General features: G+C 72.5%; 19 protein-coding genes. 8 read left to right on the top strand and 11 right to left on the bottom strand.

Going from position 1 to position 16,033, the window contains the following annotated elements; translation table 11 throughout:
* Window positions 1-15: 15 nt before the first annotated feature.
* The gene (locus BFF78_RS32210) at window positions 16-900 is read right to left on the bottom strand and encodes an SDR family NAD(P)-dependent oxidoreductase (protein ID WP_069781643.1); all 885 of its coding nucleotides are present in this window, start codon (window positions 898-900) and stop codon (window positions 16-18) included.
* A 5-nt stretch (window positions 901-905) separates the two neighbouring features.
* Complete coding sequence (locus BFF78_RS32205; protein WP_069781642.1) at window positions 906-1,700, bottom strand: acetoacetate decarboxylase family protein; 795 nt, start codon at window positions 1,698-1,700, stop codon at window positions 906-908.
* Between the two features lie 117 nt (window positions 1,701-1,817).
* Here BFF78_RS32205 and BFF78_RS32200 point away from each other — a divergent pair, with 117 nt between their 5' ends.
* The 6 genes from BFF78_RS32200 (at window position 1,818) to BFF78_RS32175 (ending at window position 7,425) form a co-directional block, all read left to right on the top strand.
* Window positions 1,818-2,483 (top strand): TetR/AcrR family transcriptional regulator, encoded by a 666-nt coding sequence (locus BFF78_RS32200; protein WP_069781641.1) that lies wholly within the window; start codon window positions 1,818-1,820, stop codon window positions 2,481-2,483.
* A gap of 170 nt (window positions 2,484-2,653) precedes the next feature.
* Window positions 2,654-3,646, top strand: coding sequence for a DEDDh family exonuclease (locus BFF78_RS32195; protein WP_069783944.1), 993 nt, complete (start codon window positions 2,654-2,656; stop codon window positions 3,644-3,646).
* A 79-nt stretch (window positions 3,647-3,725) separates the two neighbouring features.
* Window positions 3,726-3,959, top strand: a complete 234-nt coding sequence (locus BFF78_RS32190; RefSeq protein ID WP_069781640.1) for a hypothetical protein — start codon at window positions 3,726-3,728, stop codon at window positions 3,957-3,959.
* A gap of 49 nt (window positions 3,960-4,008) precedes the next feature.
* Window positions 4,009-4,806 (top strand): SURF1 family cytochrome oxidase biogenesis protein, encoded by a 798-nt coding sequence (locus BFF78_RS32185; protein WP_079161568.1) that lies wholly within the window; start codon window positions 4,009-4,011, stop codon window positions 4,804-4,806.
* A gap of 74 nt (window positions 4,807-4,880) precedes the next feature.
* Window positions 4,881-6,665, top strand: a complete 1,785-nt coding sequence (locus BFF78_RS32180) for a glycoside hydrolase family 15 protein (protein ID WP_069781638.1) — start codon at window positions 4,881-4,883, stop codon at window positions 6,663-6,665.
* Window positions 6,666-6,669: 4 nt separating this feature from the next.
* Window positions 6,670-7,425: an SDR family oxidoreductase gene (locus BFF78_RS32175; protein WP_069781637.1), complete on the top strand. Its 756-nt coding sequence runs from the start codon at window positions 6,670-6,672 to the stop codon at window positions 7,423-7,425.
* A 34-nt stretch (window positions 7,426-7,459) separates the two neighbouring features.
* Here BFF78_RS32175 and amaP read toward each other — a convergent pair whose 3' ends face one another.
* The 5 genes from amaP to BFF78_RS32150 are packed head-to-tail and all read right to left on the bottom strand — an operon-like array spanning window position 7,460 to window position 9,740.
* A complete protein-coding gene (gene amaP, locus BFF78_RS32170; protein WP_069783943.1) occupies window positions 7,460-8,041 on the bottom strand; it encodes an alkaline shock response membrane anchor protein AmaP in 582 nt (193 codons plus the stop codon).
* Between the two features lie 5 nt (window positions 8,042-8,046).
* Window positions 8,047-8,661 (bottom strand): DUF6286 domain-containing protein, encoded by a 615-nt coding sequence (locus BFF78_RS32165; RefSeq protein WP_069781636.1) that lies wholly within the window; start codon window positions 8,659-8,661, stop codon window positions 8,047-8,049.
* Complete coding sequence (locus BFF78_RS32160) at window positions 8,661-9,017, bottom strand: Asp23/Gls24 family envelope stress response protein (RefSeq protein ID WP_069781635.1); 357 nt, start codon at window positions 9,015-9,017, stop codon at window positions 8,661-8,663. The genes BFF78_RS32165 and BFF78_RS32160 overlap by 1 nt, the downstream gene beginning before the upstream one ends.
* Window positions 9,018-9,023: 6 nt before the next feature.
* The gene (locus BFF78_RS32155; RefSeq protein ID WP_069781634.1) at window positions 9,024-9,218 is read right to left on the bottom strand and encodes a hypothetical protein; all 195 of its coding nucleotides are present in this window, start codon (window positions 9,216-9,218) and stop codon (window positions 9,024-9,026) included.
* 48 nt (window positions 9,219-9,266) lie between these two features.
* Window positions 9,267-9,740 (bottom strand): Asp23/Gls24 family envelope stress response protein, encoded by a 474-nt coding sequence (locus BFF78_RS32150; RefSeq protein ID WP_069781633.1) that lies wholly within the window; start codon window positions 9,738-9,740, stop codon window positions 9,267-9,269.
* A 100-nt stretch (window positions 9,741-9,840) separates the two neighbouring features.
* Between BFF78_RS32150 and BFF78_RS32145 the strand changes: the two genes are divergently transcribed.
* The gene (locus BFF78_RS32145) at window positions 9,841-10,563 is read left to right on the top strand and encodes a nucleopolyhedrovirus P10 family protein (protein ID WP_069781632.1); all 723 of its coding nucleotides are present in this window, start codon (window positions 9,841-9,843) and stop codon (window positions 10,561-10,563) included.
* Window positions 10,564-10,579: 16 nt separating this feature from the next.
* On the opposite strand, the gene BFF78_RS32140 is transcribed toward BFF78_RS32145, so the two are convergent.
* The 3 genes from BFF78_RS32140 to BFF78_RS32130 all read right to left on the bottom strand — a co-directional run bounded on the left by BFF78_RS32140 (window position 10,580) and on the right by BFF78_RS32130 (window position 13,655).
* Complete coding sequence (locus tag BFF78_RS32140) at window positions 10,580-11,383, bottom strand: enoyl-CoA hydratase/isomerase family protein (protein WP_069781631.1); 804 nt, start codon at window positions 11,381-11,383, stop codon at window positions 10,580-10,582.
* Between the two features lie 128 nt (window positions 11,384-11,511).
* Window positions 11,512-11,733, bottom strand: coding sequence for a helix-turn-helix domain-containing protein (locus BFF78_RS32135; RefSeq protein WP_004002281.1), 222 nt, complete (start codon window positions 11,731-11,733; stop codon window positions 11,512-11,514).
* Between the two features lie 323 nt (window positions 11,734-12,056).
* Entirely contained in the window at window positions 12,057-13,655 is a 1,599-nt protein-coding gene (locus BFF78_RS32130; protein ID WP_069781630.1) for an ABC-F family ATP-binding cassette domain-containing protein, read from the bottom strand.
* Between the two features lie 301 nt (window positions 13,656-13,956).
* On the opposite strand from BFF78_RS32130, the gene BFF78_RS32125 reads away from it, so the two are divergent.
* Window positions 13,957-14,370, top strand: a complete 414-nt coding sequence (locus BFF78_RS32125) for a VOC family protein (RefSeq protein WP_069781629.1) — start codon at window positions 13,957-13,959, stop codon at window positions 14,368-14,370.
* 16 nt (window positions 14,371-14,386) lie between these two features.
* On the opposite strand, the gene BFF78_RS32120 is transcribed toward BFF78_RS32125, so the two are convergent.
* Window positions 14,387-15,886, bottom strand: a complete 1,500-nt coding sequence (locus tag BFF78_RS32120; RefSeq protein ID WP_193433582.1) for a hypothetical protein — start codon at window positions 15,884-15,886, stop codon at window positions 14,387-14,389.
* Window positions 15,887-16,033 lie beyond the last annotated feature (147 nt).

Below are 16,033 nucleotides of genomic sequence, written 5' to 3'. Positions count from 1 at the left end.
CCCCTCTCTCGGTTCTCAGTCCAGGACGAAGCTTTCGAGGTACGACGGGTTCGCCCGGTCCAGCATCGAGCGGGACCGGGCGCGGATCTGGGCGTCGCTGTGCTCGCTCGGGGGCAGCAGCCAGAAGCGGTCGGCGCGGATGCCGTCCACGACCAGCTCGGCGACCTCCTCGACGGGCGTGAAGCGGACCTCCTTGCCGGCCGCGCGCATCGCCGCCTCCCACTGGCCGAGGCTGCGGTACGGGGTCCTGCGCGGGCGCTGTTTGGCATAGCGGGCGGGACGGTTGCGGTGCGACTCCCACAGGCCGGTGCGCAGCATGTGCGGGCCCGGGAAGAGCACCGAGGCGCCCACGCGCGCGTGCTCGGCCTTCAGATGGGCGTACAGGGACTCGGTCAGGGTGACGACGGCCGCCTTGGTGACCGCGTACACGGAGGCGGTCGGCAGCGGTGCGATGCCGCCGTCGCCGGAGGATGTATTGACCACATGACCGGGTTGACCCGACTTGATCATCCTGGGCACGAACGCCTGGACGCCGTGGAAGACACCCCACACATTGACGGCGAAGGCCCACCGCCAGTCGTTGGGGTCGTGCTCCCACATCCGGCCCTCGGCGCCCGAGCCGACGCCCGCGTTGTTGCACAGCACGTGCACGGCGCCGTAGGTGTCGTACACCGCCTCGGCCAGTTCCATGACCTCGGCGCGTTCGCCGACGTCGACCACGCGCGCGTGCACGTCGGCGCCCTCGGCCCGCAGGTTTGCCGTGGCCTTGTCCAGGGCGTCCTGCTCCACGTCGGCGAGGACCACCTTCAGGCCCCCGGCGGCGAACCGCCGGGCCATCGCGAGCCCGATCCCGCTCGCCGCGCCGGTGACGACGGCGACCTGTCCGGCTTGGAGATCCATGCGGCTCAGCTCCCCTGGGGCGGCGCGTCGTGGAGTTGCAGCGGATCGTCGTAGCGCTGGTGGACGTAGGGCAACAGGGCCTGGGCGTCGACCCGTTCGACGGCCCGGCCGCTCTGGTCGCCGGTCTTCTCGCCCACGGTGATCTCCAGCAGGCGCAGCACCGGGAGGTCGGCCACGGGGTCGTACGCCGACTCGCGCAGGACGACCTCCCCGGCGATCCGTTCCAGCCGGCGCACCTTCTCGTGGCGGACGCAGTGCACCAGCACCGGGTCGGTGTCGAAGCCGGAGCCGTCCACGGCGGGGAGGAACTTGAAGTAGAAGTCGGTCTTGCGGCTCGGCTCCGGCAGCGGCAGCCCGCCGCTCACCGTGCCGCGCACCTCGACGAACGCGATGCCGTGCCGGGCCAGCGACGCGCGGACGGCGGGGCCGTCGCGCTCCACGGTCACCTCGCCGAGTTTCTTGGGCTCGCCGAAGACCTCGCGCCCGCCGGTGAGGGCGCGCTCGTGGGTCATCGGCATGACCAGCGGGTACCAGCCCTCGACCGTGCCATGCGCGGCGGCGACGGCGAACGAGCCCGCGCCGAGCGGGTATCCGGGCAGGTCGACCGTGCTGATGTTCACCCGCACGAGCGGGCTGCCGGTCGGTTTCAGGGGTGGCGGCAGCACCGCGGCGACCGCGTCCGGGTCGGTCTCCCAGACGGCCACCACCCCGGTGGACCAGATGTCGGCGAGCCGCGCGCTCGCGGTGCGCGTCGCGGCGATCTCCCGCTCGGTCCGTGCGCCGTACCGTACGCGTCCCATGCGTCGTACCGCCCTTCTTCCGGCGATGCCGTTCCTGACGAACCGTCACCTGTAACACAGTTACAGCAGTCCCCGTGCGGGGTAAAGACACGCGTACGGACGGGAGTTGGGGGGATCATGACGAGCGGGGCAAGGGGTGCGCTGACCCGGGAGGCGGTGCTGGACGCCGCTGCCGCTCTGGTGAAGCGGCACGGGCCTGACGCGCTCACGATGCGGGGCCTCGCCGCGGCGCTGGGTACCGCCGTGACGTCGATCTACTGGCATGTCGGCGGGCGTGAGGCGCTGCTCGACGCCCTGGTGGAGCGGACCATGGCCGAGCTCGGCGAGATCCGCCCGTCCGGACGCACGCCGGAGCAGCGCGTGGTCGGTGTCGCGCGCGACCTGCGCCGGCAACTGCGCGACCATCCTCATCTGGTGGCCCTGGTGCACGAGCGGGGGCTGACCGAGCGGATGTTCCTGCCCGCCCAGCGGGTCCTGGTGCGCGAGGCGCACGCCGCGGGGTTGCGCGGCGCGCGGGCCGCCGAGTTCGTCCGGGCGGTGCAGTTCCAGGTCGTCGGGCATGTGCTGGTGGAGCGCAATCGCGAGCGGGCCCCGGTGCAGCGTCCCGGCGAGGAGGAGTTGTGGAGCGCCGAGACCGCCGGGGACGACCCCGCGCTGGCGCGTGCGCTGGCCCGACCGGTGGACACCGAGCGGCTGTTCCTGACGGCGGTACGGGCGCTGGTGCGTGCGCTGCTGCCGGCCGGCAGACCCCTGCCCGCCCGCGCATCCGGCCCGGTCGGCTGAGAGGCACGCGACAACACCCCTCGGCCTGTGCTGTCCAGCCGCCGGGACGCTTAGCGGCCGGCGGCACGGCATGCACACATGTGCGGAGGCCGAGCGACCGGGCGGGAAACCGGCGGGCCTCGCCACCTGAAGGTCACGGCTGTCAGTCGTGGCCCTTATCCTCAATGACCATGCTCGAAGACCGTGCGACCGCAGTGTCCTCCCCCACCCAGTGGCCGGCCGCGTATCCGAAGGGATACGCGGTCGTTGACGTGGAGACCACCGGCCTGGCCCGGGACGACCGGATCATCTCGGCGGCCGTCTACCGGCTGGACGAGCGCGGTGAGGTCGAGGACCACTGGTACACGCTGGTCAACCCGGAGCGCGATCCGGGCCCCGTGTGGATACACGGCCTGACGAGCGAGGTACTCGAAGGGGCCCCGCTCTTCGGGGACATCGCCGAGGAGTTCGCGGCCCGGCTGGACGGCCGGGTGCTGGTCGCGCACAACGCCGTCTTCGACTGGCAGATGATCGCGCGGGAGTACGCGCGCGCGGAGCGCGAGGCGCCGGTGCGTCAGCGGCTGTGCACCATCGCGCTGTCGAAGGAGCTGGGGCTGCCGCTGCCCAACTTCAAGCTGGAGTCGCTGGCGGCGCACTACGGGGTCGTACAGCAGCGGGCGCACCACGCGCTGGACGACGCGCGCGTGCTGGCGGAGGCGTTCCGGCCCAGTCTGCGGGCCGCGGCGGCCGGCGGCGTACGGCTGCCGCTGCTGGAGTGCCGGCCGCTGACGGAGTGGGCGGACCGTCCGGTGCCCCGGCAGTCGTCCGGCGGATACGGGGGCTATGGCGGCTACCGGCCGAGCAGTTGGCGGCCCTCCCGCAAAAAGCCCGCATGCCCCTATCCCAACCCGGGCCGCTACGAAGACGGCAAACGCCTCAAACAGGGCATGCGGGTGGCGTTCTCCGGGGACACCTCCGTCGACCGCGAGCTGCTGGAGGACCGGGCCACCGAGGCCGGTCTCCATGTGGCGTCCAGCATCTCCCGGCTGACCAGCCTGCTGGTGACCAACGACCCCGATTCGGGCACGTCCAAGGTGGTCAAGGCGCGGCAGTTCGGCACGCCGGTCGTCGACGAGGCCGCGTTCGGGCAGCTGCTGCGCGATGTCGAACCGGCCGACGGGTGATCGTACGAATGAGTGGTCGTCACACGACTCACCCGGAACCGGCTCGCCCCGGCCCCGGCGACGGCTCACCCTGTGGCGCATGGCGAAATGCGAAGTTTGCGGCAATGACTACGGGATGACCTTCGAGGTCCACGCACAGGGCTCGGTACATGTGTTCGACTGCTTCTCGTGTGCGATCCACCGCATGGCCCCCATCTGCGAGCACTGCCGGGTGCAGATCATCGGCCAGGGCGTGGAGGCCGACAGCAAGTTCTACTGCGGCGCCCACTGCGCCCGGGCCGACGGGCAGGTGGGCATCGTCGACCACGTCTGACCCGGTACCCGCCTGAATGCACCCCGCGGCTCGGAGGTACCGTCGTGGGGTGCACCGCTACCGCTTCCTGTTGTCACGCCAGTGGGTGATCCTCACGATCGTCGCGATCGCGCTGATCCCGACGATGATCAGGCTGGGTTTCTGGCAGAAGCACCGGTACGAGGAGCGCACCGCGCGCAACGACCTGGTCTCCTCGGCGCTGCACGCCAAGCCGGTCCCGGTCGAGCGGCTGACCTCCCCGGGCCACAGCGTGACCCGCACCGAGAAGTACCGCACGGTCACCGCGACCGGCACCTTCGACACCGCCAAGGAGGTCGTGGTCCGGCGCCGGACCAACTCCGACGACGAGGTCGGCTTCCACGTGCTCACCCCCTTCGTCCTCGACGACGGCAAGGTGCTGCTCGTCAACCGCGGCTGGATCCCCGCCGACGGAGCCCAGACCGCCTTCCCGAAGATCCCCGCCCCGCAGTCCGGCCGGAGCACCGTCACCGGGCGGCTGATGGCCGACGAGACGACCGCGGCGAGCGGCATCAAGAACGTCAAGGGCCTCCCCGACCGGCAGATCATGCTGATCAACAGCGCGGAGGAGGCTCACCGGCTCGGCGCGCAGGTGCTCGGCGGCTATGTCGAGCAGACCGCGCCCACGCCCAGGAGCGGCTCCCCGGAGCAGATCTCCGACCCGGGCAGCGAGGACGCCCCGCTGAACTACGCGTACATGATCCAGTGGTGGCTGTTCGCCGCGGCCGTCCCGGTCGGCTGGTGGTTCCTGCTCCGGCGGGAGATCCGCGACCAGCAGGAGGCCGCGGCGCAAGCGCAGCCGGAGGAGCCGGAGCCGGCCGCCGTATAGCCGCACGGCCGGGCCCGTCACTCCCCCGGTGCACCACCTGATTGGCCCCCTGGTCCGCCGGGAAGCCGGATCCCGTGGACGCGCGCATCGAGGACTACGCCCTCATCGGCGACGAGCAGACCGCGGCGCTGGTCGGCCGGAACGGCTCGATCGACTGGCTGTGCCTGCCCCGCTTCGACTCCGGCGCCTGCTTCGCCCGGCTGCTGGGCGACGACGACCACGGGTACTGGCGGATCGCCCCCGAGGGAGCGGACACCTGCACGCGCCGCGCCTACCGGCCCGACACCCTCGTCCTCGACACCGAGTGGGAGACCCCCGAGGGCACGGTCCGCGTCACCGACCTGATGCCGCAGCGCGACCGCACCCCCGACGTCGTACGCATCGTCGAAGGGGTCAGCGGGCGGGTCACCGTGCGCAGCACCCTCCGCCTCCGCTTCGACTACGGCTCGATCATGCCGTGGGTGCGCCGCGCGGACGGGCACCGGGTGGCCGTCGCCGGGCCGGACTCGGTCTGGCTGCGCTCCGAGCCGGCCGTACGCACCTGGGGCGAGGACTTCGGCACCCACTCGGAGTTCACGCTCGGCGAGGGCGACCGGGTCGCGTTCGTGCTCACCTGGCACCCCTCGCACGAGCGGCGCCCGCCGCTCAACGACCCGTACGAGGGCCTGGAGTCCAGCGTCACCGACTGGCGGCGCTGGGCCCGGCAGTGCACCTACCAGGGCCCCTACCGGGATACGGTCGTCCGCTCCCTGATCACCCTCAAGGCCCTCACCTACGCCCCCACCGGCGGGATCGTCGCCGCGGCGACCACCTCGCTGCCGGAGCAGCCGGGCGGTGTGCGCAACTGGGACTACCGGTACTGCTGGCTGCGCGACTCCACCCTCACCCTCGGCACGCTGCTCACCGCCGGCTACCACGACGAGGCCTCGGCCTGGCGCGACTGGCTGCTGCGCGCGGTCGCCGGCAACCCGGCCGACCTGCAGATCATGTACGGCGTCGCGGGCGAGCGACGGCTGCCGGAGTGCGAGCTGCCCTGGTTGCCCGGCTTCGTCGCCTCCTCTCCCGTACGCATCGGCAACGGCGCCGTCGAGCAGCTCCAGCTCGACGTGTACGGCGAGGTGATGGACTCGCTGGCGCTGGCCCGCAGCTCGGGCCTGCCCCAGCGGCCGCACATGTGGGGGATGCAGCGTTCCCTGATGTCGTTCCTGGAGTCGGCCTGGCGGCAGCCGGACGAGGGCCTGTGGGAGGTGCGCGGCGGCCGGCGGCAGTTCGTGCACTCCAAGGTGATGGTGTGGGTGGCCGCCGACCGCGCCGTGAAGACGCTGGAGGAGTACAAGGACCTCAAGGGCGACCTGGCGGGCTGGCGCAGCCTCCGCGACGAGGTCCACAAGGAGGTGTGCGAGAAGGGGTACGACCCCGAGCGCAACACCTTCACGCAGTACTACGGCTCCCGCGAACTCGACGCGGCGCTGCTGCTCATCCCGCGCGTCGGCTTCCTGCCGCCCGACGACCCACGGGTGGTCGGCACGGTCGACGCGGTCCGCGACGACCTCGGGCACGGCGGCTTCCTGCGCCGCTACGACACCGACGACTCGGTGATCGACGGCCTGCCGAGCGGCGAGGGCGCCTTCCTGGCCTGCTCGTTCTGGCTGGCCGACGCCCTGCATATGACGGGCCGGGAGGAGGAGGCTCGCGAGCTGTTCGACCGGCTGGTGCGACTGGTCAACGACGTGGGGCTGCTGGCCGAGGAGTACGACCCCGTCCGCGGCTTCCAGCTGGGCAACTTCCCGCAGGCCTTCAGTCACATCGGGCTGGTGAACACCGCCCTCACGCTGTTCGGGGACGACCAGGCAGGATAGGGCCATGGATCTTGGACTGAAGGACCGGGTGTACGTCGTCACCGGGGCGAGTCGTGGGCTGGGCAACGCCGCCGCGCGGGAACTCGTCGCCGACGGGGCGAAGGTCGTGATCAGCGGCCGGGACGGGAAGCGGGTGGCCGAGGCCGCCGCCGAACTGGGTCCGAACGCGGTGGGCCTGGCCGTGGACAACGCCGACGCCGATGCCCCGGAGCGGCTGATCGCGGCCGCCCGTGAACACTTCGGCGGCTTCCACGGCCTGCTGGTGAGCGTGGGCGGTCCGGCGCCGGGGTTCGTCGCGGACAACACCGACGAGCAGTGGCTGGGCGCGTTCGAGTCGGTGTTCCTCGGTGCGGTGCGCCTCGCTCGCGCGGCGTCGGCCGAGTTGGAGCCGGGCGGGGTCATCGGGTTCGTGCTGTCCGGGTCGGTGCACGAGCCGATTCCGGGGCTGACCATCTCCAACGGGCTGCGGCCCGGACTCGCCGGCTTCGCCAAGTCGCTCGCGGACGAGCTGGGGCCGCGCGGGATCCGGGTCGTGGGCCTGCTGCCGGCGCGTATCGACACCGACCGCGTGCGTGAGCTGGACTCGCTGTCCGCCGACCCCGAGGCCACCCGGGCCGCCAACGAGTCCCGGATCCCGTTGCGGAGGTATGGGACGCCACAGGAGTTCGGGAAGGCGGCCGCCTTCCTGCTCTCGCCCGCCGCGTCGTATCTGAGCGGGGTCATGCTGCCCGTGGACGGGGGCATGCGCCACGGGTTCTAAGGGGCCGAGGCGGGTTTCCCCGCCGCCTCCGTGGTCAAGTGACCCTTCCCGCACGGTGTTTCACGCCCCGCAGGTGTACCTCCGCCCGAAGCGATGCCAGGCCCGCCGACTCGCGGGCGTGGGTCAGCGCCCGGGTGGTGAACTCGTGCAGGGCCGTTGCCGGGTCCATGTCCCGCTCCAGGTGGAGCCGGACCCGTGCCGTGGGTGCCGTACGGCTGCCCCGCAGGATGACCTCCGCGTGGGCCACGCCCTCCTGCTGGACGGCGTCCTCGGCCAGGGCCGACTCCAGGGCCCTGGCGCGCAGGAGTGCCGACGCGCCGTCGCCGGTGTCGATGAGGATCTCGGCCGGCCTGCGGCGGCGCAGGACCGTCGTGAGCCACCACAGGGCGAGCAGGAGCAGGACGGCCAGGCCGCCGACGACCGTCGGCCACCACCAGTTCGTGTCCCGCCAGTGCGTGCGTTCGGACCTGCTGAGCAGCACGTCGTGCGGGCCGGCGTGGATCCACCAGGAGGGCGGCGGCGCACCCAGGCCGACGGCCAGCACCGTAGCGCCGAGCACCAGCAGGAACAGGCCCACGAGGGCCAGCAGTACACGGTGGAGGACACCCCTGCGCATCGCCGTCACCCCTTCCGCCCGGGCCGTGTCACCTGCACGGACAGCGTGGGGGGCCGGGGCAGGCCGAGCTGCTGGATCGCCTCCGTGAGTGCGGTGTACAGGTCGGCGCCGACCTCGTCCAGGTCACGGAAGTGCGAGACGACACGGACCTCGGCCCTCTTGCGGCGCATCCGCACCCGCACCGACCGGACCCCGGTGACGTCCAGGGCCCGGTCGCGCAGCAGCAGCGCCGCCGCGTCACGCCGGAGCGCGGCGCGGACGTCGGGGTGCGGGCGCCGCATGGGCAGCAGTCCGCGCAGTCCCGGCGTGACCGCGAGGGCGATCAGCCACAGGCCCAGGACGACGGTGACGGCCGCGCCGGCCAGCACCCAGACGTCGTCCAGGGGCCGTTCGGCCAGTTGCCGGGCCAGGGCGCGGCGCCAGTGCATCGCGGGCCGGTGGGCGCGTACGGCGGCGATGTCGTACAGCAGAAGGCCGGCGGCCGCCAGCAGCAGGACCGCGACGACGGCGGCCGGGACGCGGCGCGCCGACCAGAAGCGGCCGCTGCCGTCGGCGGGGGCGGGCGGGGTGGTGCCGGGGTCCTTGTCGAGGGTCGGGGTGGTCGTCCGCGGCTCGCTCATCACGCCCTCCCGTGCGGTGCCGGGTGCAGCCGTTCGACCTGGACGGCGACGCCGGGCACCTCCATGTCCACCAACGCGCTTACCCGCTCGGCGACATGACGACGCACGGCGGCGCAGCGGGCGCCGATGTCGCAGGGGTAGGCGAGTTCGAGGTGGACCCGGACGCGGGCCGTCTCCTGCTGGACGACCACCGTGGCGTGCGGGGCCACCGCGCCGGCGGGCAGCGGCGGCAGCGCCTCGCGGGCGGCCTGCGCGGCGATCTTCGCCACGACCCGGTCGGCGATCCGGGTGGCGCCGCGCTCGCCCGCCGGCACGGGGGCCGACGCCGGTCGGACCGCGTCGGTCTCGGCGGTCACCGCCGGTCACCGCCGCCGTTCGCGCCGGTGGTCGCGGGTGCGGAAGAACTCGCCCGGATCCAGGTCGCCCTCGGCGAACCGGCCGGCGACGAACCCGATCGCACCCAGCGCCGCCACCAGCAGGAAGGCACCGAAGCCGCCGAAGTACCCGGCGAAACCCAGGGCCATTCCGGCGATCATGCCGACCACGGCCATGCTCATGCAGCGCTCCTCAGCTCGTCGCGGACGCGGTCCCGGGCCGCCGGTGCGTCACTGGATCCGGGGCGGCTCGGGCTCCTCGTCCTCTTCCTCGGGCAGCTTGACGTCGCTCACCGCGATGTTGACCTCGACCACCTCGAGCCCGGTCATGCGCTCCACGGCGGCGATCACGTTCTCCCGCACGGCGCGGGCGACATCGCCGATCGAGACGCCGTAGTCCACGACGATCTCCAGATCGAGCGCGGTCTGCACCTCGCCGACCTCGGCCTTCACACCCCGCGTCACCGACTTCGAGCCGCCCGGCACCCGGTCCCGTACGGCGCCGAAGGTGCGGGCCAGGCCGCTGCCCATGGTGTGGACGCCGACCACGTCCCGGGCCGCGAGACCCGCGATCTTCTCGACTACGCCGTCGGCGATGGTGGTCCGGCCACGGGCCGCCGGATCGCCGCCGCCTCGGCGGGTGGTCTTGCGGGTCGGCGCCTGTGGCTCGAAGTCGCCCTCTGGGGTCGTCGTCATGTCGGTCATCGCCGTACGTCCCTTTCGGTCGTCGTCCCCTTCGGTCCTTCTACACCCACCGTATGCAAGGTTCCCCGGCTGCGCGCCGCTGATACGGCACGCTGGAGGAATGACGGCGGACCGGTGGACACAGGAAGTTCGGCGCCAGGTGGGGCTCGGCAGGCTGCTGCCGCTGGGCGGGCCACGCGACGGCGCGTGGATCGCGGAGGGCGCGGCCCGGACGGTACTGGAGCGCGCGGCGGCGGCCGGGGTGCCGGGGGTACGGCTGGACGCGCTGCGGCTGACGCTGGCCGATCCGGATGAGGTGGACCAGCCGGTCGTACCGGCTCCGCCGAGCGCCCTGCCGCCCGGCCCGCTGCGGCTGTCGGCGGACTTCGCGGCGACGGCCGCCGAGCCGCTGCCGGCGGTGGCGTCCCGGCTGCGGCTGACGCTGGCGACGGCCGCGGCGGAACGGCTCGGGCTCGTGCTGAGGGAGGTGGATCTGCGGGTGACCGACCTGCTGGAGTCGCAGGAGCCGGCCCCGGAGGTGCGTGCGCCGCGGCCGGTGCCCGCGCGGGAGGCCACGGACCCGGACGAGGCGAGGGCCGCCGAGGCCGCGCTGTCCGTCCCCGGCGTGACCGGGCTGACCGGCTCGCTCGGCGGCCTCGGCCGGGCGATTCACCTGGAGGAACGCACGGCTGGTACGGCGCTGGCGCACCGGCACGCGCGCGTGGAGCTGGCGACCGGCGCGGACCACCGGGCCGTCGAGGTGGCCCGGCGGGTCCGTGCGGCCGTACGAGATGCGCTGGAGGACCGGCCGACCGTGGCGGTGCTGGTGACGGCGGTCGGCTGAGCGACCGGCGCGGGGCTCATTCGCCGAGGCCGGCCAGATCCCGGAGCCGGCGTGCCTGAGCAGCCCGTTCGGCCGCCCGCTGCTCGTCGTACGTACGGTCCACCGCGCCCCGCAGCAACGCCTTGGTCTCTACGACCGCGTCCTTCGGCGCGGCCAGCAGGGCCGCGGCCAAGTCCCGTACAGCGTCGTCCAGTTGACCGCCGGGTACGGCGATGTTGGCCAGCCCGCACGCCACCGACTCCGCCGCGCCGACGAAGCGTCCGGTGGCGCAGATCTCCAGTGCGCGGGCATACCCGACGAGACCGACCAGCGGGTGCGTGCCGGTCAGGTCGGGGACGAGGCCGAGGCTGGTCTCGCGCATGGCGAACTGCACGTCGTCGGCGACGACCCGCAGATCGCAGGCGAGCGCGAGCTGGAAACCGGCCCCGATGGCGTGCCCCTGGACGGCGGCGATGGACACGATGTCACTGCGCCGCCACCAGGTGAACGCCTCCTGGAACTCGGTGATGCTCGTGTCGAGCCCGGCGTCGTCACGGCGCGCGAGATCGATGAAGGTCGGCTCGCCCGGGATCCCCTCAGGGGTGAACATCTGCCGGTCCAGCCCGGCGGAGAAGGACACGCCCTCGCCGCGCAGCACTACGACACGGACGGAGCCCGGCAGCAGCCGCCCGGCCTCGGTGAGCGCCCGCCACAGGGCGGGGCTCTGCGCGTTGCGCTTGGCCGGGTTGGTCAGCGTCACCGTGGCGAGCGCGTCGTCGACGGTGAGCCGTACGCCGTCCTTGTCGAGTACAGGAGCGAGGTCCTGGTCGGGCGAAGCCATGGGGCGCCTCCGATGGGTGCGGTCATCCGGGCATGCCTACGGCATGCTTAAGTGACTGCACAGTAACCACCCGGCCGGTCAGATCGCCGACCGGGTGGCCACCATCGAAGCCGATGGGCCGCCCGGAGTCAGGACGATGCGGCCTTCTTGCCCCGGGTCGCTCCGCCACGCCCACGAAGCGTGACGCCCGACTCGCTGAGCATCCGGTGTACGAAGCCATACGAGCGGCCGGTCTCCTCGGCCAGCGCCCGGATGCTCGCACCGGAGTCGTACTTCTTCTTCAGGTCTGCCGCGAGCTTGTCGCGCGCGGCGCCGGTCACCCGGCTGCCCTTCTTCAGAGTCTCGGCCACCCGTGCCTCCTCATGGGAAGTGCGCTCTGGTCTCCTCATGATCACCCCTCTTGGGCGTGATGGCCACCCATTCGGCAAGGTCCGTGAGACATCGTTGTGACGACAGGAGTGGATCCCCACAAGCGGAATGAGGGATTCCACGGAGTGGTGTCGACGGGCCCGAACGGGTGGATTCGCGAAGTACCAGGTCAGCGACGCGCAGCGGCCGACCCCTTGGCACGCAAGGGATCGGCCGGAAATTCCGTGTACGACACACCTCGATACGAGGAGATCTCACACAGATGATGGATCACGGATAAGCCGAATGATCCATACGCAGTTGATCACGCCAGGGCGACGAGATCCGCGTAGTCGGAGCCCCACAGGTCCTCGACGCCGTCCGGGAGCAGGATGATCCGCTCCGGCTGGAGCGCCTCGACGGCGCCCTCGTCGTGGGTGACGAGGACGACCGCGCCCTTGTAGGTGCGCAGGGCGCCGAGGATCTCCTCGCGGCTGGCGGGGTCGAGGTTGTTGGTCGGCTCGTCGAGGAGGAGCACGTTCGCCGAGGAGACGACCAGGGTCGCCAGGGCGAGACGGGTCTTCTCGCCGCCCGAGAGGACACCGGCCGGCTTGTCGACGTCGTCGCCGGAGAAGAGGAACGAGCCCAGCACCTTGCGCACCTCGACCAGGTCCATGTCGGGGGCGGCCGAGCGCATGTTCTCCAGGACGGTGCGGTCGGGATCCAGGGTCTCGTGCTCCTGGGCGTAGTAGCCGAGCTTGAGGCCGTGGCCGGGGACGACCCGGCCGGTGTCGGGCTTCTCGACGCCGCCGAGGAGGCGCAGCAAGGTCGTCTTGCCGGCGCCGTTGAGGCCGAGGATGACCACCCGCGAGCCCTTGTCGATGGCGAGGTCGACGTCGGTGAAGATCTCCAGCGAGCCGTACGACTTCGACAGGCCCTCGGCCATCAGCGGGGTCTTGCCGCAGGGCGACGGCTCCGGGAAGCGCAGCTTGGCGACCTTGTCGGACATCCGGACCTCTTCGAGGCCGGAGAGCAGCTTCTCGGCGCGGCGGGCCATGTTCTGCGCGGCGACCGTCTTGGTGGCCTTGGCGCGCATCTTGTCGGCCTGGGCGTTGAGGGCGGCGGCCTTCTTCTCGGCGTTGGCGCGCTCCCGCTTGCGGCGCTTCTCGTCGGCCTCGCGCTGCTGCTGGTAGAGCTTCCAGCCCATGTTGTAGATGTCGATCGCCGACCGGTTCGCGTCCAGGTAGAAGACCTTGTTGACGACCGTGTCGACCAGGTCGACGTCGTGGGAGATCACGATGAACCCGCCGCGGTAGGTCTTCAGGTAGTCGCGCAGCCAGATGATCGAGTCCGCGTCGAGGTGGTTGGTCGGCTCGTCGAGCAGCAGGGTGTCCGCGTCCGAGAAGAGGATGCGGGCCAGCTCGATCCGGCGGCGCTGACCGCCGGAGAGGGTGTGCAGCGGCTGGCCGAGGACGCGGTCGGGCAGGTTGAGGGCGGCGGCGATGGTGGCGGCCTCGGCCTCGGCGGAGTACCCGCCCTTGGTGAGGAACTCCGTCTCCTGGCGCTCGTACTGCTTGAGGGCCTTCTCGCGGGTGCCGCCCTTGCCGTTGGCGATCCGCTCCTCGTTCTCGCGCATCTTGCGGATCAGCACGTCGAGCCCGCGCGCGGACAGGATCCGGTCCCGGGCGAGGACGTCCAGGTCGCCGGTGCGGGGGTCCTGCGGGAGGTAGCCGACCTCGCCGGAGCGGGTGATCTGGCCGGCGGCCGGGATGCCCTCGCCGGCCAGGCACTTGGTGAGGGTGGTCTTGCCGGCGCCGTTACGGCCGACGAGGCCGATGCGGTCGCCCTTGGCGACACGGAAGGTGGCGTTCTCGATGAGGACGCGCGCACCGGCGCGCAGCTCGATACCGGAGGCGGAGATCACGGACAGACTCCAGGACGTACAGGGATTGGCGGGTGGGCGGCTGAGGACGTTCCCGCCGTCTAATGCGCGAGGAGAATGGCCATGGGGAGAAGTCTAACGGGGCCGTGCAAGCGGTTTTTCTACGTCCGTGCGTTCGGTCCGTGCGGTGGAGACCGGCGCGGATGATCGTTTGCCGGGCGGCATGCGGGTCCGGGGTGATCCGCCCGGGGCGTCGTGCGACACGTTCCGCTCAGGCGTTGTCAGTGGCGGCTGCAAGACTGAACGGGACGCCACAGAACCGACGCACGAAGGAGTGATCGGCATGGCAGGCACGGGCGGCGCACGGCCGAGCCTCTACCCCACGCTGCTGTACGCGGACGCGAAGGCGGCGATCAAGCAGCTCACGGAGGCCCTCGGCTTCACCGAGCTGTCGGTGTACGAGACGGCGGACGGCAAGGTGATGCACGCCGAGCTGGTCCAGGGCCACGGCGCGGTGATGATCGGCTCCAAGGGCCGGGGCGGCCTGTTCGACACGGCGATGAAGGACGCCGGCCCCGCCGGGGTGTACGTCGTCGTGGACGACGTGGATGCCCACCACCAGCGGGCCCTGGAGCACGGCGTGGAGATCCTCATGCCCCCGACGGACCAGGACTACGGCTCGCGGGACTACATGGCCCGGGACACCGAGGGCAACATCTGGAGCTTCGGGACGTACGCACCGGAGATAGGCGCCTGAGCGACCCCCGCGCCGCTCATCCCCCGGTGTGCACCTGGAACGCGGCCCGGCGCACGGCCTTGGCCAGGGCCGGGTCGGGGTGCGCGGCGGCGAGCGCGACCAGGACCTGCACGGTGCGCGGGTGGCCGACGGCGCGGACCTCGTCGAGCAGCTGGGGCACCGTGGGCTGCACCGCGGACTCCAGATGCCGGACCAGCATCGGCGACTCGCCGTGGTCGGCGACGGCGGCGGCGGTGTCCACCCACAGCCACGTCGCCTCCTCACGGGTGAGGACCTCATGGGCGTCCTCCGGGTCGGCCCCGTCGTGCTCGGCCAGCCACAGCAGGGCGTACGGCCTGAGGGCGGGCTCGTCCACGACGGCGCGTACGTCGGGCTCGGCGGGGGCGCCGACGACGCGCAGCGCCTCGAAGGCCAGGCCGCGCAGCAGGGCGTCCTCGCCGCGGGCGGCGTGGATCAGCTCGGTGACGGCGCTGCCGACGGGGCGGGCGGCGAGCCAGGCGCGGTATTCGGCGCGGGCGGCGTTGGGGCGGAGCTGGGCGCAGCCGCGGAGCATCTCCTCGGCGGCGGCCTCGATGTTGCCGGCCGGACTCTGCGCGGCCACGCAGATCTGCTCCAGCTTGACCCAGACCGCCCAGCTGCCCAGCGGGGTGAGGGTGGCGTGGCCGTCGCCATAGGTCAGGGCACCGACGCAGGCGAGGGCGCGCAGCGCCCAGTCGAGGAGCGGGGCGAGCGGGGTGTCCTCGGCGGGCACGGGGTCGGGGTCCGCCGGGCTCGGGAGGCCGGCCGCGGTGCGGGCGGGGCCGGACTCGGCGGGCTGCCGGGCCCCCGGCACAGTGGGCCGGGCGGGACCGGGCCCGGCGATCTGGGCGGCGTCGGGGCCGTAGGGGACCTCGCAGCGCTCGGTGCGTAGTTCGGTGACGCGCTGCTGGAGCAGGTCGAGGAGCTGGGCGACCGGGACCGGACCGGCGGACAGCTGGAGGAAGGAGAGCACTTGGGGCATGGCCGAGACGACCTCGGCGACGGCGGCCGGCTCGTGGTCCTCGGGTTCCGGGGAGGCGAGCGACCAGGCGTCGAAGAGGGCGACCCAGCCGCGCAGTACGGCACTTTCGTCCCGGTCCCAGGCGCGCAGCCGCCAGCCGGGGCGCGCGCTGTCGCCGTGCACCTCGACGAGCCCGGCGAGGCGTGCGGTGTCCCAGTCGGCGCGGACCTGAGCGGCGCTCAGGCCGAGGTCGGCGGCGGCGCGTTCGGCGGTGGCGTCGGAGAGGGTGGCCTTTCCGTCGGCGGTGGCGCCGTCGCTGCCGGGGCCGAGCGCGGTGTCGGCCCAGCGAGCCACGCGGACCGGGCCGGCCAGCCCGGTGCGGGCCATTCTGGCCAGTTCCGCGGGGGCGGGGGTGCCCTCCGGCGGCCGGGGTGCGGGGCGGCGCGGGCGCCGCTGGTCCACAGCTCTGGGGGCGGCGGCCAGGGGTCGCGGTCGGACGAGTCGGAGCCTGGAGTCGCGCGGGATACGGGACGTCACGGGTGCAGTCTTCCGGTTGACGGTCCGAAAACCCAAACGGAATGTCACGGCGGGCGACGGGGCTGGCCAAGGCACAGGGTTCGGTACGGGGTGAGGAGGGTGGATCAGGCCAGTCGTACGGAGTTAAACGGAATGCCCGGCACCGGC

Source organism: Streptomyces fodineus (assembly GCF_001735805.1).
GTDB lineage: Bacteria > Actinomycetota > Actinomycetes > Streptomycetales > Streptomycetaceae > Streptomyces > Streptomyces fodineus.
This window is presented reverse-complemented; position numbering and strand designations above follow the sequence as displayed.

Bases quoted from the DNA above. Each gene is read 5' to 3' on its own strand.
- BFF78_RS32155 (WP_069781634.1), bottom strand. From the start codon at position 9,218: ATGAGCATGGCCGTGGTCGGCATGATCGCCGGAATGGCCCTGGGTTTC.
- BFF78_RS32145 (WP_069781632.1), top strand. From the start codon at position 9,841: ATGACGGCGGACCGGTGGACACAGGAAGTTCGGCGCCAGGTGGGGCTC.
- BFF78_RS32205 (WP_069781642.1), bottom strand. From the start codon at position 1,700: ATGGGACGCGTACGGTACGGCGCACGGACCGAGCGGGAGATCGCCGCG.
- BFF78_RS32125 (WP_069781629.1), top strand. From the start codon at position 13,957: ATGGCAGGCACGGGCGGCGCACGGCCGAGCCTCTACCCCACGCTGCTG.
- BFF78_RS32210 (WP_069781643.1), bottom strand. From the start codon at position 900: ATGGATCTCCAAGCCGGACAGGTCGCCGTCGTCACCGGCGCGGCGAGC.
- amaP (WP_069783943.1), bottom strand. From the start codon at position 8,041: ATGCGCAGGGGTGTCCTCCACCGTGTACTGCTGGCCCTCGTGGGCCTG.
- BFF78_RS32140 (WP_069781631.1), bottom strand. From the start codon at position 11,383: ATGGCTTCGCCCGACCAGGACCTCGCTCCTGTACTCGACAAGGACGGC.
- BFF78_RS32150 (WP_069781633.1), bottom strand. From the start codon at position 9,740: ATGACCGACATGACGACGACCCCAGAGGGCGACTTCGAGCCACAGGCG.
- BFF78_RS32200 (WP_069781641.1), top strand. From the start codon at position 1,818: ATGACGAGCGGGGCAAGGGGTGCGCTGACCCGGGAGGCGGTGCTGGAC.
- BFF78_RS32165 (WP_069781636.1), bottom strand. From the start codon at position 8,661: ATGAGCGAGCCGCGGACGACCACCCCGACCCTCGACAAGGACCCCGGC.
- BFF78_RS32175 (WP_069781637.1), top strand. From the start codon at position 6,670: ATGGATCTTGGACTGAAGGACCGGGTGTACGTCGTCACCGGGGCGAGT.
- BFF78_RS32190 (WP_069781640.1), top strand. From the start codon at position 3,726: ATGGCGAAATGCGAAGTTTGCGGCAATGACTACGGGATGACCTTCGAG.
- BFF78_RS32195 (WP_069783944.1), top strand. From the start codon at position 2,654: ATGCTCGAAGACCGTGCGACCGCAGTGTCCTCCCCCACCCAGTGGCCG.